25 protein-coding genes and 2 riboswitches are annotated in these 20,027 nt (G+C 38.4%); of the genes, 16 read left to right on the top strand and 9 right to left on the bottom strand.

Translation table 11 applies throughout. From position 1 onward, the window contains the following. Positions 1 to 86: 86 nt before the first annotated feature. The gene (locus ACFS5O_RS18005; RefSeq protein WP_379839528.1) at positions 87 to 1,463 is read right to left on the bottom strand and encodes a sigma-54 interaction domain-containing protein; all 1,377 of its coding nucleotides are present in this window, start codon (positions 1,461 to 1,463) and stop codon (positions 87 to 89) included. 217 nt (positions 1,464 to 1,680) lie between these two features. Beyond that, positions 1,681 to 2,103, bottom strand: a complete 423-nt coding sequence (locus ACFS5O_RS18000) for an organic hydroperoxide resistance protein (protein ID WP_137790096.1) — start codon at positions 2,101 to 2,103, stop codon at positions 1,681 to 1,683. Between the two features lie 157 nt (positions 2,104 to 2,260). Here ACFS5O_RS18000 and ACFS5O_RS17995 point away from each other — a divergent pair, with 157 nt between their 5' ends. Next, entirely contained in the window at positions 2,261 to 2,701 is a 441-nt protein-coding gene (locus ACFS5O_RS17995) for a MarR family winged helix-turn-helix transcriptional regulator (RefSeq protein WP_205725727.1), read from the top strand. A gap of 152 nt (positions 2,702 to 2,853) precedes the next feature. On the opposite strand, the gene ACFS5O_RS17990 is transcribed toward ACFS5O_RS17995, so the two are convergent. Then, positions 2,854 to 4,038 (bottom strand): DHH family phosphoesterase, encoded by a 1,185-nt coding sequence (locus tag ACFS5O_RS17990; RefSeq protein ID WP_205725728.1) that lies wholly within the window; start codon positions 4,036 to 4,038, stop codon positions 2,854 to 2,856. A gap of 243 nt (positions 4,039 to 4,281) precedes the next feature. On the opposite strand from ACFS5O_RS17990, the gene ACFS5O_RS17985 reads away from it, so the two are divergent. The 11 genes from ACFS5O_RS17985 to ACFS5O_RS17935 all read left to right on the top strand — a co-directional run bounded on the left by ACFS5O_RS17985 (position 4,282) and on the right by ACFS5O_RS17935 (position 13,734). Continuing rightward, entirely contained in the window at positions 4,282 to 5,565 is a 1,284-nt protein-coding gene (locus tag ACFS5O_RS17985; RefSeq protein ID WP_205725729.1) for an MFS transporter, read from the top strand. Between the two features lie 51 nt (positions 5,566 to 5,616). Next, a complete protein-coding gene (locus ACFS5O_RS17980) occupies positions 5,617 to 5,865 on the top strand; it encodes a hypothetical protein (RefSeq protein ID WP_205725730.1) in 249 nt (82 codons plus the stop codon). A 294-nt stretch (positions 5,866 to 6,159) separates the two neighbouring features. Then, positions 6,160 to 6,301, top strand: a riboswitch (cyclic di-AMP (ydaO/yuaA leader). 51 nt (positions 6,302 to 6,352) lie between these two features. Continuing rightward, positions 6,353 to 6,506: riboswitch (cyclic di-AMP (ydaO/yuaA leader) on the top strand. Between the two features lie 112 nt (positions 6,507 to 6,618). Then, positions 6,619 to 7,032, top strand: coding sequence for a hypothetical protein (locus ACFS5O_RS17975; RefSeq protein WP_205725731.1), 414 nt, complete (start codon positions 6,619 to 6,621; stop codon positions 7,030 to 7,032). 23 nt (positions 7,033 to 7,055) lie between these two features. Continuing rightward, positions 7,056 to 7,193, top strand: coding sequence for a hypothetical protein (locus ACFS5O_RS17970; RefSeq protein WP_205725732.1), 138 nt, complete (start codon positions 7,056 to 7,058; stop codon positions 7,191 to 7,193). A gap of 72 nt (positions 7,194 to 7,265) precedes the next feature. Next, positions 7,266 to 7,538 carry an HPr family phosphocarrier protein gene (locus ACFS5O_RS17965; RefSeq protein ID WP_205725733.1) on the top strand — a complete coding sequence of 91 codons (273 nt, stop codon included), beginning with the start codon at positions 7,266 to 7,268 and terminating at the stop codon, positions 7,536 to 7,538. A gap of 130 nt (positions 7,539 to 7,668) precedes the next feature. Further along, a complete protein-coding gene (gene kdpF / locus ACFS5O_RS17960) occupies positions 7,669 to 7,746 on the top strand; it encodes a K(+)-transporting ATPase subunit F (protein WP_153239377.1) in 78 nt (25 codons plus the stop codon). Positions 7,747 to 7,795: 49 nt separating this feature from the next. Next, a complete protein-coding gene (gene kdpA, locus ACFS5O_RS17955) occupies positions 7,796 to 9,475 on the top strand; it encodes a potassium-transporting ATPase subunit KdpA (protein WP_205725734.1) in 1,680 nt (559 codons plus the stop codon). 21 nt (positions 9,476 to 9,496) lie between these two features. Beyond that, on the top strand, positions 9,497 to 11,524 hold the full coding sequence (kdpB, locus tag ACFS5O_RS17950; protein ID WP_205725735.1) for a potassium-transporting ATPase subunit KdpB: 2,028 nt from the start codon (positions 9,497 to 9,499) through the stop codon (positions 11,522 to 11,524). Between the two features lie 17 nt (positions 11,525 to 11,541). Then, entirely contained in the window at positions 11,542 to 12,108 is a 567-nt protein-coding gene (gene kdpC, locus ACFS5O_RS17945) for a potassium-transporting ATPase subunit KdpC (RefSeq protein ID WP_318300176.1), read from the top strand. Positions 12,109 to 12,168: 60 nt separating this feature from the next. Beyond that, the gene (kdpDN, locus tag ACFS5O_RS17940; protein ID WP_205725737.1) at positions 12,169 to 13,320 is read left to right on the top strand and encodes a KdpD-like non-kinase potassium sensor; all 1,152 of its coding nucleotides are present in this window, start codon (positions 12,169 to 12,171) and stop codon (positions 13,318 to 13,320) included. 12 nt (positions 13,321 to 13,332) lie between these two features. Next, positions 13,333 to 13,734, top strand: a complete 402-nt coding sequence (locus ACFS5O_RS17935; RefSeq protein ID WP_205725738.1) for a CBS domain-containing protein — start codon at positions 13,333 to 13,335, stop codon at positions 13,732 to 13,734. A gap of 117 nt (positions 13,735 to 13,851) precedes the next feature. Here the strand turns inward: ACFS5O_RS17935 and ACFS5O_RS17930 are convergent, their stop codons facing one another. Continuing rightward, positions 13,852 to 14,163 carry an ATP-binding protein gene (locus ACFS5O_RS17930; RefSeq protein WP_205725739.1) on the bottom strand — a complete coding sequence of 104 codons (312 nt, stop codon included), beginning with the start codon at positions 14,161 to 14,163 and terminating at the stop codon, positions 13,852 to 13,854. Further along, positions 14,138 to 14,305: a hypothetical protein gene (locus tag ACFS5O_RS17925; protein ID WP_205725740.1), complete on the bottom strand. Its 168-nt coding sequence runs from the start codon at positions 14,303 to 14,305 to the stop codon at positions 14,138 to 14,140. Before ACFS5O_RS17925 ends, ACFS5O_RS17930 begins: the two co-directional genes overlap by 26 nt. 319 nt (positions 14,306 to 14,624) lie before the next feature. Here ACFS5O_RS17925 and ACFS5O_RS17920 point away from each other — a divergent pair, with 319 nt between their 5' ends. Then, positions 14,625 to 15,782, top strand: a complete 1,158-nt coding sequence (locus ACFS5O_RS17920; RefSeq protein ID WP_205725741.1) for an acyl-CoA dehydrogenase family protein — start codon at positions 14,625 to 14,627, stop codon at positions 15,780 to 15,782. A 49-nt stretch (positions 15,783 to 15,831) separates the two neighbouring features. Here ACFS5O_RS17920 and ACFS5O_RS17915 read toward each other — a convergent pair whose 3' ends face one another. Beyond that, complete coding sequence (locus ACFS5O_RS17915) at positions 15,832 to 16,209, bottom strand: glyoxalase superfamily protein (protein ID WP_205725742.1); 378 nt, start codon at positions 16,207 to 16,209, stop codon at positions 15,832 to 15,834. A 140-nt stretch (positions 16,210 to 16,349) separates the two neighbouring features. Here ACFS5O_RS17915 and ACFS5O_RS17910 point away from each other — a divergent pair, with 140 nt between their 5' ends. From ACFS5O_RS17910 to ACFS5O_RS17900, 3 genes are all read left to right on the top strand, one after another. After that, positions 16,350 to 16,784 (top strand): VOC family protein, encoded by a 435-nt coding sequence (locus ACFS5O_RS17910; protein ID WP_205725743.1) that lies wholly within the window; start codon positions 16,350 to 16,352, stop codon positions 16,782 to 16,784. Then, entirely contained in the window at positions 16,781 to 17,074 is a 294-nt protein-coding gene (locus tag ACFS5O_RS17905; protein ID WP_205725744.1) for a hypothetical protein, read from the top strand. The genes ACFS5O_RS17910 and ACFS5O_RS17905 overlap by 4 nt, the downstream gene beginning before the upstream one ends. Before the next feature lie 68 nt (positions 17,075 to 17,142). Beyond that, on the top strand, positions 17,143 to 17,283 hold the full coding sequence (locus ACFS5O_RS17900) for a hypothetical protein (protein ID WP_205725745.1): 141 nt from the start codon (positions 17,143 to 17,145) through the stop codon (positions 17,281 to 17,283). Between the two features lie 48 nt (positions 17,284 to 17,331). Here ACFS5O_RS17900 and ACFS5O_RS17895 read toward each other — a convergent pair whose 3' ends face one another. The 3 genes from ACFS5O_RS17895 to ACFS5O_RS17885 form a co-directional block, all read right to left on the bottom strand. Continuing rightward, the gene (locus ACFS5O_RS17895) at positions 17,332 to 17,988 is read right to left on the bottom strand and encodes a TetR/AcrR family transcriptional regulator (RefSeq protein WP_205725746.1); all 657 of its coding nucleotides are present in this window, start codon (positions 17,986 to 17,988) and stop codon (positions 17,332 to 17,334) included. Positions 17,989 to 18,071: 83 nt separating this feature from the next. Beyond that, positions 18,072 to 19,106, bottom strand: coding sequence for an ABC transporter permease (locus ACFS5O_RS17890; RefSeq protein ID WP_205725747.1), 1,035 nt, complete (start codon positions 19,104 to 19,106; stop codon positions 18,072 to 18,074). Further along, complete coding sequence (locus ACFS5O_RS17885; protein WP_205725748.1) at positions 19,096 to 19,824, bottom strand: ABC transporter ATP-binding protein; 729 nt, start codon at positions 19,822 to 19,824, stop codon at positions 19,096 to 19,098. The genes ACFS5O_RS17890 and ACFS5O_RS17885 overlap by 11 nt, the downstream gene beginning before the upstream one ends. Positions 19,825 to 20,027 lie beyond the last annotated feature (203 nt).

Here is a 20,027-nt window from a genome sequence, read left to right as displayed (position 1 = left end):
ACGTATATTACCTCCTAGATATTCCATACTCATGTTGTATAAATAATTCCTATATAGAATATCCATGCAAGGATCATGCCAAAAAACTAAATTATCTGATATTTTTTCATTTTTCTTACGATTGATGGCTGGCTAGTGCCGAGTGCTTCTGCCATCCGTATGGTCGTTCTATATTTCTTTCTAGCTGCTAATAAGATCTGTTTCTCTCTATCATCCAACATCTGTTTAAGTGTTTGTTCGGTATGAATCGATGGAGAGGGGATTGATGCACCTTCTTTTACATGATCCGGAAGGTGCTCATCCGTAATAAGAGTGGTGGGAGAGAGTACCACCAATCGTTCCATGATGTTGATCAGTTCTCGTACATTTCCTCTCCATTCATAATGCAGAAGATGATGAATGACAGCTTCATCTAATCTTTTCTTCTTGTTATATTTTTCTTCGAATTGCTGTAAGAGCATATGTATAAGTGGTACGATATCTTCGGTTCTCTTCCTGAGTGGGGGAATCGTTACAGGTACAACGTTTAAACGAAAATAGAGATCTTCGCGAAACTGTTTCTCATGGATCGCCTTCTGCAGATCTTTGTTCGTAGCTGAGATCAAACGGAAATCTACTTTGATTGGTTTCGTTCCTCCAACACGATAAAACTGTTTTTCTTGTATGACTTTTAAAACTTTAACTTGGTGCTGAGGGGGAAGTTCACCGATCTCATCTAAGAAAAGTGTGCCTCCGTTCGATAGTTCAATAAGGCCGACTTTGCCTTTTTGATGCGCACCTGTAAAAGCCCCAGGTTCATAGCCGAATAGCTCTGCTTCAAATAAAGAATCTGGAATAGCGCCACAGTTAACCTCAATAAATGGACCTTTTGAACGATGACTTCGATTGTGGATAAATTTAGCTAACAATGATTTCCCGACACCAGATTCTCCTAAGATGAGTGCATTCACATCGACTTCAGACAACTGAAGTGCTGTTGAAACTGCTTTTTTCATATCTTCACTTTTAGCGATGATTCCAGCATCATGAAGCTGTTTGCTTCTTAATAGACCTAGCTCTGTTTTTACTCGCTGCATCTCTTCTTCCATAGCAAACAAAAACTCTTTATATTGAGCGAGTTCTGTAATGTCGTGTGAATAGCTCACAATTCTATATAGTTCCCCTTGTTCGTTATATACAGGAATCCCTGTCACAAGCAGTTTTTTTCCTTTATTTGTTGTTTGTACAAACGTGATTTTTTTATTTTCTTTTACAACCATTGGTGTGAGAATCGGTGTGAATAACCCTTGAGCTTCTAAATCATAGACAGATTTTCCGATCAAGCTGTCTGATTCAACTCCGTAAATCTTTCCGGTAGCCTCACTCACTTTAAGGATGATGCCATCCACATTCGTAACTAATATATCGTCTTTTAAAGAATGAAGAATCTGTTCATTTTCATTCCAATCTTTTGATTGACTCACGTTCATCAGTCCTTTGGCAACAGAATAAGCTATTCAATTCTGAATAATTATTTATTTATGAATAATTATACGACTACTTATTTTGATTAGATATAGGAACAAAGAATTTTTTTAAAAGAAATTAGGAGGGTAACACGCTCCTAAGAAGTGAAAAGGAGGAAGAAGGGAGGATACAAATAAAAAAAGGGCCAATACGAATGGCCCTTTTATTCTTTCATTATAAAAGTTCAGTTTTTAATTCAACGTCAATGTTGCCGCTTGTTGCTTTAGAATAAGGACAAACACCGTGAGCAGTCTTTACTAATTCCTCAGCTTCTTCTTGTGATACTCCATTAACCCCAACGTTTAGAACAACAGCAAGCTTAAACCCGCCATCGGTATCTTTCCCTATAGAAACTTCAGCTGTCACTTTTGATTCAATTCGTTTTTTGCTTTGACGTGCAACTAAGTTTAGTGCTGAATCAAAGCAAGCGGCATATCCTGCTGCAAATAGTTGCTCAGGGTTTGTAGCGTTCTCGCTTCCTGATCCACCAAGCGCTTTTGGCATAGCTAATTCATGATTTAAAACACCGTTATCACTCTTAACCGTACCTGCTCTTCCACCTTCAGCTGTTGCTTTTGCTGTGTATAATGCTTCCATTCCAAACACTCCTTTGTTTGTGTAAAATTAAATTGTGTACAACTTAATAACTCGTAATCATCATAACGTATCCTTTTTGTAGAGTCAAACAATTTAATTGTGTAAAACTAAATTGTGTTATAATGCAAGTACCCTTTACAAAAAGAAAGGAAACATCATGAAAAATGAAACCTTAAAATTAGAAAACCAAATATGTTTTAAAATTTATACAGCAGAACGTGAAATCACAAAGCTTTATAGAGAGTTGTTAAAAGAACTCAACGTGACTTATCCACAATATTTAGTATTGCTTCTTTTATGGGAAAAACATTCATTAACTGTAAAAGAATTAGGGCAAAGGTTATTTTTAGATTCAGGGACCCTTACTCCCATGTTAAAGCGTATGGAGATGAATGGTCTCGTTGAAAGAAAAAGATCAGAACAAGATGAGCGAAGTGTGATCGTGTCTGTAACGGAAAAAGGAAATGCCTTAAAAGAAAAAGCAGAGTGTATTCCAAATCAGCTTGTTGATAATATTCCGATGGGAAAAGAGGAACTCTCAACATTGAATGAAACGTTGACAAGTATGTTAGAGCAGTTGCAGAACCAAACGAAATGATAGAGAAAAAGACGCTAAGAACAAGTTCTCGGCGTCTTTTTGTTTTTTTTTATCCTAGCTCAAACCAAACCAAAACCCTAGTTCGACGTGTTGCGCACACGACATGTACAAATAAAAAAATACCTTGGCTAAATAAGCCAAGGTATTACGGTTTAATGATTGTTGTTCGCTTCATCATCACGCATCAGCCAGCCCTCAAAGTGGCGCTTGACGTAATTTTCAGCCTCTTGATAGCTTGAAAATGTTTCATCAACTGGATGAGTCTTATGTGTGATCAGCCATGTTTGATTATCTTCAGAATAAATCTTTGATACTTCACGATGGTTGTTCACATACAAGCTGCCATCAGGATTTTCCTTCACGTTGTGTTCGTTCTTCGGTGCATCGATTCGTCGAGGCTGTTCATGGAATGCAGCAACAACAAACTTTTCAAACGCTTCAGAAGTCATGTTTCCGCCAGAAGCTTTCGGATGTCCGCCTCCACCATATTGTTTCGCGTAGATCGAGCAATCCACTTCATCATGAATGGTGCGTAATCCAATACGCTTATTGGCAATGTTTAAAATCACAATCAAGTCTAAGTGAGGATTTTCACGATTGATCTCGTTCCCGAGCTCGGAATGATAGCGTTCCGCATGTAGGATTCCAATCTTATACGTTTTCTCTTCAGATCCTTCGCCTAAAGACCAAGTATCCCAGATCTCGACCATCTGACGCTGTTTCTTTTTGATGTAATCTGCAATATTTTCTTCTTCTAAATCGAGAATCGTTGTTTCTGTTTCTGAGAACTGAAAAGAATCACCTTTTAAACGATTCATGATCTGGTCCTCAAATTTATCAGGAGGTAGGATAAAGAATAAGTCGTTTAAACGCTTAGCTTCAACCTTCTGGTCAAACCATTCCCACGTATCATATAAACGTACAAGCTCTACATATTCGTCGAGTGCGCCGGTTCGTTTAAGTTTACCGTTATCGATCAAATATTCGTAGAAAAGGGAAGTGGCACATGTTAAACGTTCATCATCATAACGAACTTGAACGTGCCCCCAATCAAACCCATTGAAATGAAGCGCTGTTGCATGGTGATCGATCAGCTTCACTTTTCCTCCTGCATTCGAGCGTTCATCAAGTCGCATCATTAATTCTTCGTTGACCGCAATATCGGTAATAATAATTTCTGTTTTTCTCTCTTTCGGATTATCGAGCAGCATCTCAACTCGGTCGTTAATCGTTCCATGTGAACAATACGATATCTTACAATTGTCTCCAAATGCTAGTTGTGCTAAATAACCGCACGATTTTCCGTCTAAATCATTGTGTGAAAATAAATGAATCATGTCAGTATCCTCTCTATTATGCTCTCTGTCTAGAGTATCGTCATAAAGCATAAAGTTCAACCTTTAAAAAAATTTACTATATAGGCTTACTGCCTTTATGAATAGACCGAGCTGTTGCATTCTTATATATAGGAGAGAATATGCACAATTCTTCTTACGAGACACGAGAAAAATACATTTACAATGGATGGAATTAGGTGGAAAATGATTAGGTGGGTAATTATGTAAATTGGGGGTTTTGATGTGCAGGAATTTCTGAAAGTGTTTCAGAATAAAAACTTCAGAAAGTTGTTTTTTGCTGGTTTTACTTCAATGATGGGAAGTATTATCGGCGTTACAGCTTTTATGTTTTATTTGCTAGATAAGTTCGGTGAACAGCCTTTTTATGCAACCCTTGCCGAATTGATGTATTCTCTACCAACACTAGCTGTATTCTTTCTTGTAGGGGTGTTAGCTGATCGTATGGATCGTCAAAAGATCGCTCTCTATTGCGACTGGATCTGTGCAGGCCTATGCCTCCTATTAATGGGTGCAATTTGGCTAGATTGGATGCCTCTCATTTTTGTGATCCTGTTCTTAAGGAGTGCAGTGGGGAAATTCTTTCATCCAGCTGACCAAGCGATGGTACAAGGCGTACTATCGAAAGAGGAGTATGCCATTGCGGCTGGTTTAAATCAAATGGTAGGTAGTTTGTTTATGCTATTTGGAAATATGATCGCCATATTTATTTATTGGAGTGTAGGAATACAAGGAGCCATTGCATTTGATCTTCTTACATATGTTTTATCAGCCTTGTTCATTATGAGTATGAAAGTAAATGAAGATATTCGTCTACCGAACGGACAACAAAGGTTTAAAGATATCCGAGTAAAGATGGTATGGAAGGACTTTGTTTCAGGTTTTGTTTACATCAAACAATCTAAACTTCTGCTTTCTTTAATCTTTGGTTTTTTCTTGTTTGGTATAGTAAATGGTGGATTATCAGTTATGCCGGCATTTATCATGAAATACAAACTAGCACCTGACAATTATGAACAAATGATGATGTGGATGGGTATCCTATTCGGTGTATCCATACTCTCTGGCAGTGTATTATGTTCGATGCTCGCTAAAAAGATTAGACTCTCGTATGCCATTGTTCTCGGTCTGTTTGTTAGTGGCGTATCCCTTGGTTTGTGCGCGCTTGCGCCAAATGTATGGTCATTCTTTATTTTGACCGGATTGGCTGGGTTTAGCATACCATTAATCAATATTGGGATCGGAGGCTGGTTACCAAAAATCGTTGACCCGAAAATGATGGGGCGTGTCCAAGGGTGGATCTCACCGATCAATATGTTATCTCATACGATGACTCTCGGTTTAATCGCATTGTTTTTCCCGAAGATTTTAACAGTCGAGATGCTGTTTTGGGTGGTTGGAGGGTGTCTGATTGTTGTTGGACTCTTCTACATGTTAACTTTACCAAAGTATGATATCGATGATGAAGAAAACAAAAATGAGTTACATTTAGAAAAAGTACCAGTTTAAAGGTGGAGATTATGGCGAAGCCCTTTTATAATGAAGAGCGGAGGGGAAGTCATGGCATCATTTCAAAACATATTATTCTGGATCTTTTTAATCTTACCGATCATTCTTTTCTTTGTAGCAATCGCAAGAACTTCATGGGTTTTAATGCTTGTAAACATGTTTTTAGCTCTGCCGATCATTTGGTTTGTGAGCTGGGTTACAGAAAGTTATGGTGCTGTCTTTGTGATAATTGCAATCCATCTGTTCACAGGAGTATGGCTATGGACGAAAAGACAGAGATTGGATTTTAGATCTTTTTAAAAAAGCTGAGCAAAGTTTTATTTGCTCAGTTTTTTTATGAATTTTTTTCGATTTGGTATTAAAACTTTGCAAGTAACACTTTATTTAATTTTAATATTCTGACTATTATTTAATTTGAAAAACATCGTAAATAAAAGAAATTAATAGAAAATAGTTGATTTGTTTTGTTTACATGAAATAAAACAGCATATTTTGGTTATTTTCGTATGAATCCTTAAAATTTTGAAGTTTTTACTTCGTTTACAAGGAACAAAAGCAGGAGTAATATATTTCTTATCGTAAAACTTTAAAATTTTTCCATGACCGCTGAATCCAATTTTGGAACGGAGGAACCATCGGCAGTTCTTTACTGCCTGGGGTGAAACTTATTTAAGTCGGGCGACTTCTGCCGTCCGAACCCGTCAGCTAACTTCGTAAGCGTGGTAGGAGAGGGAAGGTGAACATAAAAAAAGCAATGACCAATTAAAAAATATGATATTTATATCATGCGTCTTTATCGCTTAATTCCTAAAACTTTAGGAAGCGGGGGAACCAACCGCAGTCCAACGTGACTGCATGGGGTGAATCTCGAGAGATCGAGTAGGGCTACTCTCAAGCCCGAATCCGTCAGCTAACTCCGTAAGCGTTCAGAGAGAGGCAACAAATTTCGTGTGTTTACACGCTTATTCAAGTATGTGTAGAAGCCGCGAGAAGAGTTCCTCTTCCGCAGGCTTCTTTTTTGTTGCCTTTTTTACCGAAATGGAGGATGTAACGATGGAGAAATCATCTAGGAACGTGCTCATAATGTTTCCTGATCAAGTTTCAGATGTGTTTATTTCAAAACTAAGATTATGTGACGACTATCAATCTATTGTTCTCTGTGTTCCTAACCGAGATGAAGCAGATAGACTCTCACAAGTTGGTTTTCAACATGTGTATGTCATGAATTATGGTGACAAGCGTAAATTCATCGGGATGGTAGGTCCTTTTGTTCAAAAGATCATTGTTGTTGAATCTGGATTTTTAGAATGCTGCCAAACGATTGAACTTATTCGCAGCATCTATAACATACCTGTTTATGTCATCAAATCAGACACACGGTATATTTCCAGAGTTTATAAGGAGTTAGGTGCCGATTACGTAATTTATAACAAAACCGGAAATATTCAATTCTTACTTTCTTCATAAAAAAAGAGCGGAGGAATTCATTTATGAGATTAAGTCCAAACGAAATTGAACAGATTTTGTTAAAAGCGAAAAGAGATCAGTTAAATGCTTATTATGCAAGTGTGATTCAACATAGTCTCTCCAAATGGGTCATTCAAGACACGCTTAGAAGCAAAGGATAAACCATTCTATAAGAGGGGACTCATCGTATGTGTTCCCTCTCTATTTCAGACCAATGATAGGCAGGGGAAAACATGGGAGCAGAGTCAGTTGTATTATTGCCAAAAAGATTGTCGATCGGACAGATCAATGAATTTGTCAATGCTGCTGGTTCTTTTGAAAGTGAGATTCTTTTCTTTTATCAAGGCATACAGATTAATGCGAAAGGCTTGCTCTCTGTTAATCTATTTTTTTTGTCGCATTATTCTAAAAATCTGGATGAACCGATCACCCTTAGAGTGGAAGGGTCTGACGCACAAGTTGCGCTTAAAGATTTGTCACACATGCTATCAAGTTTTTACGAGTAGTTTACTAGTTAGTTTAGGAGGAAATTGCATTGTTAGATCTATATATGGTTTTAACTCTAATCGTTTCATTTTTGGTGTATTTTAACTTTATTTACTGGTGTGATCGAGTTGTTGGAGGAGAGACGAAAAAATGATAATAACGATGGTTGCAACAGGTGGCGTGTTTTTGTACTTAGTATACGCATTGATTAATCCTGAAAAATTTTAACGTTAATGTTTAACATACACTTAAAGGTTCATATAGGAGGAACAAAGTAATGGGCGTTTTACAAATGGCAATCGTGATTCTTTTATTGCTTCTGATCGTTAAACCACTAGGAAGCTATATCTATCACGTATTTTCCAACAAATCTAACAAAACAGATAAAGTGTTTGCTGGAATTGAAAAGATCATTTATTCCATATCTGGAATAAAAGAAAGACCAGGCATGACATGGAAAAAGTATACGATGTCATTATTATTAACGAACATTGTTCTGGTCGCAGTCGGTTATGTCATTTTAAGACTTCAAAAGTGGCTTCCGTTAAACCCTAGCCAGATTGACAACATGGAATCGACATTATCCTTTAATACGATTGTCAGTTTTATGACGAATACAAACCTACAACACTACAGTGGAGAAACAGGACTCTCATACTTTTCTCAAATGTCGGTCATCATGATGATGATGTTTACATCTGCCGTGACAGGAATCATTGTAGCAATTGCATTTATTCGTGGTATTACAAGCAAAGGTGCAACGATTGGTAACTTCTTTGAAGACTTTATAAAAGGCCATACTCGGCTACTTATTCCAATGGCTGTTGTCGTCACCCTCGTCTTAGTTGGATTAAAAGTTCCACAAACGTTAGATGGTACGATTCAGATTACAACGTTAGAAGGAGAGAAGCAGGAAATCGCAACAGGGCCAGTCGCTTCACTCGTTTCTATTAAACACTTAGGTACGAACGGTGGGGGGTTCTTCGGAGTGAACTCAGCACATCCTTTTGAGAATCCTAGTCCGTTAACTAATGTGATCGAAATACTTTCAATGTGGTGTATACCTGCTGCATTAACATACACGTATGGACGTTTTGCTAAAAATCAAAAACAAGGCTGGGTTATTTTCGGTGCAATGGCCATTCTCTTTATTGCGTTCTTATCTTTAATCTATATTTCCGAAAGTAACGGAAATCCAGCAATGAATGCTATCGGTCTTAGTTCAGAACAAGGAAGCATGGAAGGAAAAGAAGTTCGTTTTGGAACGGCTCAATCTGCACTGTTTAGCACAGTAACGACAGCTGCTACAACAGGAACGGTCAATAACATGCATGATACCTTGACTCCGCTTGGTGGAATTACACCATTATCACTTATGATGTTAAATACAGTGTTTGGCGGAGATGGAGTAGGTTTAGTGAACATGCTCATGTATGCGATCATCGGAGTGTTCATCTGCGGTCTGATGGTTGGTCGTACACCAGAATTTTTAGGCCGTAAAATAGAGCCAAGAGAAATGAAACTTATAACGATAGCACTTCTTGCACACCCGTTGATTATATTGGGTCCGACTGCCTTAGCTTTTATGACAGAGCTTGGAAAAGGGGCGATAAGCAACCCGGGATTCCATGGTATTTCACAAGTTCTCTATGAGTATACTTCTGCTGCAGCAAATAACGGCTCAGGCTTTGAGGGTCTTGGAGACAATACGCCTTTTTGGAATATCTCAACTGGACTTGTCATGCTGCTTGGGAGGTACGTTTCCATCATCGCTTTGCTCGCTGTAGCAGGGTCTCTAGTAAAAAAACAACCTGTTCCTGAAACGATTGGTACGTTTAGAACAGACAACATCCTTTTTGTAGGTATTCTTGTTGGGGCAGTGCTTATTATTGGTGCGTTAACCTTCTTACCTGTAATGGCGCTTGGACCAATAGCTGAATACTTGTCGATCCGTTAATTTAGAGAGGTGCAGATAAAAATGAATCAATCCAAACAGAGTGTTCGTTCTGGCCTCATCAGCCGAGCGATGGTGGAAAGTATAGTGAAGTTAAATCCAATAACGATGATGAAAAATCCGGTTATGTTCGTAGTAGAGATCGGAACATTCCTTGTCTTGCTCATGATGATCATGCCTAAGCAGTTTGATGCTGAAGGTAGATTTGGTTATAACTTATCGGTTTTCTTAATCCTTTTATTCACCATTCTATTTGCAAACTTTGCAGAAGCCTTAGCAGAAGGTAGAGGAAAAGCGCAAGCCGATAGTTTAAAGAAAACGAAAAAAGGCACGATCGCAAAAAAAGTGGTTAAATCAGGAACGATCAAAGAAGTATCTTCAGAAGATCTTCGTAAAGGAGATATTGTTTTAATCGAGACAGGTGACATGGTTCCGGGTGACGGTGAGATTATCGAAGGGCTTGCGTCCATTGATGAATCTGCTATCACAGGAGAATCAGCACCAGTCATTAAAGAAGCAGGAGGAGATTTTAGTTCTGTAACAGGCGGCACAAAAGTGGTCAGTGACTTTATTAAAGTTAGGATTACAGCAGATCCAGGTGAGTCATTCTTAGATAAGATGATCTCCTTAGTAGAAGGAGCTAAACGTCAAAAGACACCGAACGAGATCGCACTTAACATTTTGCTTGTAACGTTGACGATCATCTTCTTGTTAGTAGTCGTAACGATTGTTCCAATAGCTGATTATGTAGGAGTAAATCTAGAAGTTTCAACACTAATAGCTCTACTCGTCTGTCTCATTCCAACAACGATTGGTGCGTTATTATCAGCGATTGGAATCGCTGGTATGGACCGTGTAACACGCTTTAACGTATTAGCGATGTCAGGAAAAGCAGTTGAAGCAGCAGGTGATATTAATACCATCATCCTAGATAAGACAGGGACGATTACATTTGGTAACCGTCTAGCTGCAGAATTTATTCCGGTAGGATGGTCTTCAAAGAAAGAGTTAACTGAAATGGCAGTGGTAACATCCTTATTTGATGAAACACCGGAAGGAAGATCAGTAGTAGAGTTGGCAAGGAAACAAGGGTTTACTTCGGATACCTCGAAGTATGAATCAGGCGACATTGTACCTTTTACAGCAGAAGAACGTATGAGTGGAATTAATTTGAATGGTTTTCATTATCGAAAGGGTGCTGTTGACTCCATCATTAAGTTTGTAGAGAAGCAAGCAGGAGAGATTCCAGAAGATCTGAAAAAGAAAAGTGATGAGATAGCGAAAAAAGGTGGCACTCCGCTTGCTGTTTGTATGAATGATAGAATCTATGGATTGATCTATTTAAAAGATACCGTTAAGCCGGGAATGCGTGAACGTTTTGATGAACTAAGAAAAATGGGGATCAAAACAATCATGTGTACAGGAGATAACCCCTTAACTGCTGCAACCATCGCAAAAGAAGCAGGGGTGGATGACTTTATTGCCGAATCAAAACCTGAAGATAAGATACGTGTGATCCGTGAAGAGCAGGAAAAAGGAAAACTAGTTGCTATGACAGGAGATGGAACGAACGACGCCCCAGCACTTGCTCAAGCAGATGTTGGACTCGCGATGAACTCGGGAACAATAGCAGCTAAGGAAGCGGCAAACATGGTTGATCTTGATTCAGACCCAACGAAAATCATTGAAGTGGTAGCGATTGGCAAACAGTTGCTCATGACTAGAGGATCTCTGACCACTTTTAGTATCGCGAATGATATTGCGAAGTATTTCGCCATTATACCTGCCATGTTTACAGCTGCTATACCAGAGATGCAGGCTCTCAATATTATGGGGTTACATTCTCCAACGAGTGCCATTATTTCAGCACTGATCTTTAACGCGATCATCATACCGCTCTTGATTCCACTTGCCATGAAGGGCGTTAAATACGTGCCGATGAGTGCAAACAAATTGTTGTATAAAAACATTGTTATCTATGGAGTGGGAGGAATTGTAGTCCCGTTTATAGGGATTAAGCTGATCGACATGATTGTAAAAGTATTCATGTAACAATGAACGGGAGGATTATGAGTGTGTTTAAAATAATTAGATTGTCACTATTATTGATCGTACTATGCGGTATCGTCTACCCGGTTGCTATGACAGGGCTAGCACACACGATCTTTCCGTCACAAGCAGATGGAAGTCTTGTGAAAAATAGCGATGGGAAGGTTGTTGGTTCAGAATTAATCGGTCAAAACTATAAGAGTCCACAATATTTCCAAGGTCGAGTTTCTTCTATAGAAAATAACGGAGCTGCTACAGGATCAAATAATTATGCTCCGTCTAATGAGGATATGCTGAAAAGAACAGAGGAATCTATTAAGGCATTGCAAAAAGAAAATCCAGAACTAGATAAAAAAGATATTCCATTAGACCTAATCACAAATTCAGGTTCAGGTCTTGATCCTCACATTTCTGTTCAAGCTGCTGAGTTTCAAGCAGAGCGTGTGAGTGAGGAAACTGGTATTAAAAAAGAAGAATTGCTAGCCATGATTAAAGATTCAACAACAAATAGAAGTTTAGGGATCTTCGGTGAACCGCATATAAACGTCTTGGAATTAAATATGAAAGTTCAAGATGTAATGGAATAGGTTGATAAACCTCGGTCTATAGAAGGCCGAGGTATTTACTCATGTAAGGGGGTATAAAGATTGTTTCCAGAATATAAACGAAAAACACCTGAAGAGATTTTACGAGAATTAGAGCAATTAAAAAGAGGTAAATTAAAAGTCTACATTGGTTCTGCTCCCGGAGTCGGGAAGACGTATCGGTTGCTTCAAGAAGCTCATGAACTGAAAGCGGAGGGGATTGATGTACTCGTTGGACTTGTTGAAACACATAATAGAAAAGAAACAAGTGATCTTATTCGAGATTTAGAGATTGTTCAAAAAAAGGAAGTTCAATATAAAGGAAGATTGCTAGAAGAGATGGATACACAAGCGATTATTGAACGAAACCCAGATGTAGTAATCGTGGACGAACTAGCACATACGAATGCTCCAACTTCACCGAACGAAAAAAGATACATGGATGTGGAGGAAATTCTACAAGCGGGTATTAATGTTATTTCCGCTGTAAACATTCAACACTTAGAAAGCTTGCATGATATTGTTGAGCAGATCACGGGTATAAAAGTAAGAGAACGAATTCCTGATCACGTTCTTCATGAAATGGCAAATGAAGTAATACTAGTAGACGTTACACCAGAGATTCTTCGTAAAAGATTATCTGAAGGTAAAATTTATGACAAAAGTAAAATTGAGCAGGCACTTACAAACTTTTTTACAGATAGCAATCTTGGCGCATTAAGAGAATTATCGTTGCGAGAGGTCGCTGATGATATTGATGAAAGAATCGGAAAAACAAGATTACAAAATGGCCTTCAGAGTCCTACCGGCGTACATGAAAAAATCATGGTCTGCGTTCAGTATGGTGGAAATGCCGAAAAATTAATTCGAAGAGGCTGGAGGATTGCGAGTAGGCTAAAGACTGATCTACTCATCCTACACGTTACAAACGAAGCATCTATGAACCGTTCACAGGAAGATCGAAAGAAAATTCAAAATTGGAAGAAGCTAGCTACTCAATTCAGTGCTACGTTTATTGTGGAACAAACCGATAAACGAACGATCTCAGAGACCATTCGTGATATTGCCGTTGAAAACGGTATAACTCAGATCATATTAGGTCAATCAGCAAGAAGTCGGTGGGAAGAGATTACAAAAGGATCAATTGTAAATAATATTATGAGGATTGCAACAGGTATTGATATTCATATTGTTGCTGATCAAAACGAGAATTAGAAAGGGAAGAAAATGAATATAGCATTTTTTCTTTTACCCAAAAGTGAAGTAGTTTGTATAAATGCTGCATCAACTGTCAGGCAAACTCTTGAAAAGATGGAACACCACCGATATACTGCAGTCCCTGTAATCGATGAAAATGGAAGATATATTAAAACGATCACAGAAGGTGATTTGTTATGGAGAATTAAGAATACAGAAGGTCTTACATTTCAAACGAGCAATCACCATTACATTAAAGATATGAAGGTAAATAGAGATTATCAGCCTGTACATATAGATGCTGAAATGGAAGATTTAATGACTCTGGTTGAAGTGCAAAACTTTGTGCCTGTTGTTGATGACAACGAGGTATTTATCGGCATTATTCGCAGAATGGATATTATTCAATACTTAAGAAAAATGACAACCTGATGATTAAAATAAGACCGGCAAGTCAGCCGGTCTCTAATAGGTGGGGAGGTTAGGCGTTGGAATATCTAACCTGAATTCATCATAACACGAACATTTGTTCTTGTAAATGTGTATTCCTTATTTTTTCCATTCTATTAAAAAAGTGCTTCCTTCAGAGGAGCTTTCTTTTAAAACTAGATCTGCACCTAAAGCTTTTGCCAGCATTTTGCTAAATGGAAGTCCGAGGCCAAGGCCGCGCGTATTTAACTTTTTCTCTTCACCGCGAAAAAACCGTTCAAAAATATAGGGCTGCTCATTTTCAGGAATACCAGTACCTGTATCTATCACTTCAATGGTGTTTTCGATTAAAACAACGCTGATCACTTTTTTATCTCCTAAAGATTGATAAGCATTGTTTAAGAGGTTAATGATGACCATATCCAAAGCCATTTCCTATTATCTCCCTTTTTTCTAAAGCAGGTTTTGAAGTTGAACTATTCTGATCTGCTGCAAGAGATGTAGTTGCATATCCTCCAACTAATAATGTGCCTGCGATTGTAAATCCGATTACTGTTTTTTCACCTGAAATCATCCTCCTAGGTTAAATGGTTGTTACGAATTAAATACATAAGGTTCGAACCTTGTACATTTAATGTAACCAGTGAAAATGTCAACATAACGTCAAGAGAAGCAGAGAATAAAAAAAATCCCAAAATCGTTTGCTACCACTCACAATGCTTACAACCCCCATTAATACAAGCCGTTTTATGACTAAATCTTACTCAATGAATGTGTCAGGAAGAAGTCAAAGGGGAAATATGGGACTAATACCTTGCCGGTTAATAGAGGAAAGACATACACTATAAACTAAACCATAGTGTTCTGATTTGTTAAGAAGGGATTGTCGTCGTGTGAATTATCTATATGAGACGTTTATTAAGACAAAAAAACAGCGAGAATGGTTCAATATAATTGATACGCTAGCAAGTGGATTTGCTAAAAGAGCGGACACATATGATCAAAAAAGTGAATTTCCATTTGAGAATGTAGAAGAATTAAAAAAAGCGGGTTACTTATCTTTAACTGTTCCCACTGAATTCGGAGGAGCAGGATTAAGTTTGTATGAATTTGTTCTATTACAAGAAAGAATTGCCACTGGCGATGCGGCTACAGCGTTGTGTCTCGGCTGGCACCTTGGATGTTTTTTAGAACTTGCAGAAGAACGAACTTGGGATGAAGAAACATTTAAGTTACTCTGTGAAAAAGTAGTGAATGATCAAGTGTTAGTAAATAGAGCAGCGACGGAGCCCGCAACAGGAAGTCCTACGCGTGGAGGAATGCCGCAAACAACAGCCATTAGAAAAGGTGACGAGTGGATCATCAATGGAAGGAAAACCTTCACTTCTATGGCACCTGCACTAGATTATGCGATTGTTTCAGCGCAGATTGGAGATACGGGTAAGAAAGGGAACTTCATGATCTCTATGAAATCCGAAGGTGTAACGATTGAAGAAACGTGGGATACAGTCGCAATGCGTGGAACCCGAAGTGATGATCTTATCATGAAGGATGCAGTAGTCGAGAACACTGCATTGGTCGAGCAAGATCGAGGCAAGAGCGAACTACCAAAAGCTTGGCTGCTTCACATACCAGCGTGTTACATCGGTGTTGCGGTCGCAGCTCGCAACGAAGCTGTTCAATTTGCAAAGACGTATAAACCAAATAGTCTGCCTGGACCGATCGGAGAAGTGCCGGAAGTGCAAAGAAAAGTTGGAGAGATGGAGCTAGAACTCTTACACGCAAGAGAAGTATTGTACAGTGTTGCACATAGATGGGTAAACGAACCGCATTCAAGAATGCAAATGGGTCCAGAATTAATGGCAGTAAAACACATCGTAACAAATGCAGCAGCCAGAGTGGTCGATCTAGCTATGAGGATTGTAGGAGCAAGAAGTTTAGCTATGTCGAACCCATTACAAAGGCATTATCGTGATGTTCGAGCAGGACTTCATAACCCACCGATGGATGATATGGTTATTAGTACGCTTGCAAAAAGAGCACTTGAATAAAGCATGAAAGACACCTGATGATTACCTACAGGTGTCTTTTTTGTATAGACTAAAGGGATTCGATCTTTTCTACAAAACAAAACTCGTTTCCGAACGGATCGCCTACTCTTACTTCTTTAAAGCCATGTGCCTCTTCTAGACCTGGTCTAGCAAACTTATATTTTTTTTCAGCTAAGAACTGATGGTAGGCTTCAATTCCTACAACATGAATCCTTAGTTTAATCCCAGGGGTCGAATCACCATGATGCTCGGACAGGTGTAATGAGCATTCCCCAAGTGAAACCTGCATATAGATTGGAAAATCTTCTTCATATCGATGTTCCCAATCTATCGAAAACCCAAGAAAATCTATGTAGAATTCCCTTGCCTTATTTTCATCAAATATTCGAAGAACAGGGATTGTATGTTTTAATTGATATTCATTCATGATGTATTCACTCTCCAGCGACTTTATTATTTTACTATTTCTCTTCCTTTAACTGAGTTTCCTTGTTTTTAAGGAGGATATTTCTTTTCCTAGAAGAAATTTTATATAAAATACTTCATTTTGATGAGGAGGGGTTTTCCTTGATTGAAACGTTAATTCGTGTGGGTACGACATACGTGCCTGTTAGGAATGTAGATCATTCTGCTAGATGGTACAGAGAAAAGCTCGGGGCAACGATCACTTATTGTGATGACGAAAAAGCCATACTTAATCTAGCAGACCAAAGTTTTTTTCTTGTTCGATCGTTAGTAGGTGAGACTTCAAACTTTACGGACTATAAAGGAAACATAAGGTTCTCATTAACGTTTGAAGTAGACGGAATGGAAGCATTGACCACCCTGCATGCTAAATTTAAACAGGAAGGTGTACAAACAGGAACTATTGAAGATCGTGGACATCCTGGTAGGAATTTTGTTTTTTCTGACCCGGATGGGAATGCATTTGATGTTTGGAGTATCTTGAGTCCTACGTATAAAGCTTTACGGAAAGAAGCTGTTTTAGAGAATGAAAGATGAGATGGACAGTAGGTATTTTATTTTCTTTGGTAGGTATCATCCTATTAACACATGGACTTAATCTAAGGGCAATAGCTGAAAATTCCGTTGACGGTGACGGCATCGGTGTGTACTTTTTAGGAATAGAAATAAATGAGAGTGTTCCTGCTGTAGATATACCATCCTACTCGAATGGGTTCATGGGATCCGGAATTATTTTTTTAATACTAGCTGTTTGTTTGTTCGTCATTCTATTAAGAGAACATAACACATTGTTGCCGATTGCGCAGGAAAAAAAGGCTTCAGAATGATAGAGTTTCGGGTAATGTTAATTGTGCACGAAACTGTGATGCTAGAGTGAAGGATAGGAGGTGAGAGTATGAAGAAAGTTAAGGTATTTGGCATCATCTTTTTATTTTTTGCTATTAGTCCTGCCGCTAAAGTGATGTCACCGACTACAACTGATTCTAATGTTCAACTTTCTCACTTTATCCCCGAACCCCAAATTCTAGTAGAATAAATATAAAAACAGAACCTGTTTCTTTAAAGAACAGGTTCTGTTTTTTCGTTATCGTTTTCCAGTAAGACCATACATGATAAACGATACGATCTGATCAATCTCTTTTTCGTCATTCCACTCTTTATCTGAAAAGAGAAGAAAACGTGGCAGGATGTAGCCGATGATACTAGATGCAGTCATGCGCATGATCGTTTCTGGAGGAAGAGAAACAATCTCTCCTTTTTCTTGGAAATGCTCGATGATCTTCTTGAATTTCTGATACACATGTTCAGTGAAAAGTTTTTGAAACGGTTCGCGCAATTCATCATGAAAAGCGATTTCTTGAATGAATATTTTTAAGACAGGAAACTGTTTGCGAACGAATTCCAGCCTGTTTTTAGCAATGACTCTAATAAAATCTTCATAGTGTTCATATTCGCTCTCGAAAACTTCTTTTGCAAAAGACTTGATGAAAAAGGGTGCCACGAATTTGGCGACTGTTGGTGTCACGATGGCGAGCAATAGTTCTTTCTTTGTTTTGAAATGACGAAAAATCGTGCCTTCCGCAACTCCAGCTTTTTTTGCGATCTCACTCGTAGAAGAAGCCGCAAATCCTTTTTCTGAGAAAGTATCGATGGCAGCTTCAAGAATCTTTCGCTGTTTATCGCTCATTGTGGGAGCATCGTGATCGTTAATAAGGTCATTGATCCACTCTGAATTGGACATGAAAGCTACTCCTTTTATAAACGTACATTTATTCCATTATAGTCATTATAGTCACTATTAATAGGCAGTACAAACGCTATAACTTATAGTTTGCGGTGTTTTTTTAATGCGAGTACGTTTAATAACATGAATAAAAGGGAGAAAACGAGGAGTACGAGTACATTCCCATAAACCATTCCTAAACCGTCGCCTTGAATCATAACATCCCGAATCGCTTTTCCTCCGTATGTTAATGGCATAATCATGCTTAAAGGCTGAAGCCAATCTGCCATCGTTTCAATAGAGAACAAACCTGAGAAAAACACTTGAGGCACAACGATAAGCGGAATGAACTGAATCATCTGCAATTCATTTTTTGCAAATGCAGAAAGCAGGGTTCCAAGTGAAAGTGCTGTAATCGCGAGCATCAGTGTAATTAAAGTAACTAACCAAATGGAACCGGCCATCTTGATATCAAGAACATAGATGGCAAACGAAACAATGATCGCCGATTGTAAAATGGTGAAAATGCCAAAACCTAAAACATATCCGACAACCATCTCCCATCGTCGCATCGGAGTAGCGAGCAGCCGCTCCAGTGTTCCACTCGTTCTTTCACGTAGAAAAGAAACACCTGAAATTAAGAAAACGAAAAAGAAAATGAAGAACCCTATTAAAAAAGGACCAATGTAATCAAAAGTCTCCATATCAGCAGAACCGTGCAAATAAATAATTTCTGAGTTGCCTTTTATTTTGTTCGTGTCTTGAGTCTGAATGGACTTTAATGCTTTTTCAATCGTTAAGATCGAAGCCTTATTTGCTGTTGGATTACTTCCTTCAAGTGTAATAGTAGTCGAAGGAAATGTAACTTCAATAACAGCATCAAGTTTTTCATCTGCTAAATCTTGATGAGCTTTCGATTTGTTTTGGTAAACGGTAAATGCTTGATCTGAGGATTTCAGCTGATCTACAACTTTTTGATCACTTATAACCCCGATCTTCGGTTCATAGTCATTGCTCGAAAAAACTAAGTTCACAAGGGTTAGGATAAAAAGAGGAGCAATAAACATCATGGCAAGTGTGCGTTTGTCACGTATGAACTGTCTGATGATCCGAATCACTAATGCTTTAATTCTCATGTTGAACACCTCCATAATAGAGAAATGCGTCTTCGATTGAAGCACTTGATGTAACATTCTTTAATTCTTGTGGTGTTCCAGAGGCGATGAGCTTTCCGTCCCGAAGCATTCCCAGTTGACCGCATTTTTCCGCTTCGTCCATTACATGAGTGGTAACTAAAATCGTTGTTCCGCTCTTGCTTAACTTATACAGTTCATCCCAAATAGATTGCCGGAGTACGGGGTCTATTCCTACAGTAGGTTCATCAAGAATGAGGATCTTTGGTTCATGTAAGAGTGCGGCTGCTAAAGATAATCTTCGCTTCATACCGCCTGAATACTGATTAACTGGTTTTTGTAGAAATTTTGAAAGGTTCACGAGTTCAGAAACCTGATGAATCCTTTCTTTTTGTTTTTGACCTTTTAAACCATAAATAGCTGAGAAGAATTCGAGATTTTCTCTCCCGCTTAGTTCTCCGTAAAGAGCATCAGATTGAGCCATAAATCCGATTTGCGACATGATATTAAGACTCGGCATCGATGAATGGAGAACGCTAATGCTGCCATTTGTGGGAGTTTCAATTCCTGCAATCATCTTAACCAATGTTGTTTTTCCTGCCCCTGAAGGACCCAACAATCCATAAATCTCATTGTTGTTCACTGTCAGATCAATGTTCTTTAGCACTTGATGTGATTGATAGTCCTTGGAAACATTCGTTACTTTTATGACAGGTTCCATAATACGCCTCCTTATTAAGTGAGTACTCACTCATTTATTATTATCATATGTAATGAAGTGATAAAGGTCAAGTGAGTACTCACTCATTTTTTGTGAAAAGCTGTGTTCGTATTTCGTGTTGCTTTTGTAAGTATTTGATTTCCGTTCTAGGGTATAAAATTCAAGAAATAAAATGGATATTGAAAAGATGTTGGGTTTTCTGA

The organism is Fictibacillus nanhaiensis (assembly GCF_042686385.1).
In the GTDB taxonomy this organism is placed as follows: domain Bacteria; phylum Bacillota; class Bacilli; order Bacillales; family Fictibacillaceae; genus Fictibacillus; species Fictibacillus nanhaiensis.
This window is presented reverse-complemented; position numbering and strand designations above follow the sequence as displayed.

What these genes read in the sequence shown, in the direction of transcription:
- ACFS5O_RS17915 (WP_205725742.1), bottom strand. Translation starts at nt 16,209, where the DNA reads ATGAATGAATATCAATTAAAACATACAATCCCTGTTCTTCGAATATTT.
- ACFS5O_RS17935 (WP_205725738.1), top strand. Translation starts at nt 13,333, where the DNA reads ATGAATATAGCATTTTTTCTTTTACCCAAAAGTGAAGTAGTTTGTATA.
- ACFS5O_RS17975 (WP_205725731.1), top strand. Translation starts at nt 6,619, where the DNA reads ATGGAGAAATCATCTAGGAACGTGCTCATAATGTTTCCTGATCAAGTT.
- ACFS5O_RS18000 (WP_137790096.1), bottom strand. Translation starts at nt 2,103, where the DNA reads ATGGAAGCATTATACACAGCAAAAGCAACAGCTGAAGGTGGAAGAGCA.
- kdpB (WP_205725735.1), top strand. Translation starts at nt 9,497, where the DNA reads ATGAATCAATCCAAACAGAGTGTTCGTTCTGGCCTCATCAGCCGAGCG.
- ACFS5O_RS17990 (WP_205725728.1), bottom strand. Translation starts at nt 4,038, where the DNA reads ATGATTCATTTATTTTCACACAATGATTTAGACGGAAAATCGTGCGGT.
- ACFS5O_RS17890 (WP_205725747.1), bottom strand. Translation starts at nt 19,106, where the DNA reads ATGAGAATTAAAGCATTAGTGATTCGGATCATCAGACAGTTCATACGT.
- kdpF (WP_153239377.1), top strand. Translation starts at nt 7,669, where the DNA reads ATGATAATAACGATGGTTGCAACAGGTGGCGTGTTTTTGTACTTAGTA.
- ACFS5O_RS17895 (WP_205725746.1), bottom strand. Translation starts at nt 17,988, where the DNA reads ATGTCCAATTCAGAGTGGATCAATGACCTTATTAACGATCACGATGCT.
- ACFS5O_RS17930 (WP_205725739.1), bottom strand. Translation starts at nt 14,163, where the DNA reads ATGGCTTTGGATATGGTCATCATTAACCTCTTAAACAATGCTTATCAA.
- ACFS5O_RS17900 (WP_205725745.1), top strand. Translation starts at nt 17,143, where the DNA reads ATGAAGAAAGTTAAGGTATTTGGCATCATCTTTTTATTTTTTGCTATT.
- kdpA (WP_205725734.1), top strand. Translation starts at nt 7,796, where the DNA reads ATGGGCGTTTTACAAATGGCAATCGTGATTCTTTTATTGCTTCTGATC.
- ACFS5O_RS17905 (WP_205725744.1), top strand. Translation starts at nt 16,781, where the DNA reads ATGAGATGGACAGTAGGTATTTTATTTTCTTTGGTAGGTATCATCCTA.
- ACFS5O_RS17980 (WP_205725730.1), top strand. Translation starts at nt 5,617, where the DNA reads ATGGCATCATTTCAAAACATATTATTCTGGATCTTTTTAATCTTACCG.
- kdpC (WP_318300176.1), top strand. Translation starts at nt 11,542, where the DNA reads ATGAGTGTGTTTAAAATAATTAGATTGTCACTATTATTGATCGTACTA.
- ACFS5O_RS17970 (WP_205725732.1), top strand. Translation starts at nt 7,056, where the DNA reads ATGAGATTAAGTCCAAACGAAATTGAACAGATTTTGTTAAAAGCGAAA.
- ACFS5O_RS17925 (WP_205725740.1), bottom strand. Translation starts at nt 14,305, where the DNA reads ATGATTTCAGGTGAAAAAACAGTAATCGGATTTACAATCGCAGGCACA.
- ACFS5O_RS17995 (WP_205725727.1), top strand. Translation starts at nt 2,261, where the DNA reads ATGAAAAATGAAACCTTAAAATTAGAAAACCAAATATGTTTTAAAATT.
- ACFS5O_RS17965 (WP_205725733.1), top strand. Translation starts at nt 7,266, where the DNA reads ATGGGAGCAGAGTCAGTTGTATTATTGCCAAAAAGATTGTCGATCGGA.
- ACFS5O_RS17885 (WP_205725748.1), bottom strand. Translation starts at nt 19,824, where the DNA reads ATGGAACCTGTCATAAAAGTAACGAATGTTTCCAAGGACTATCAATCA.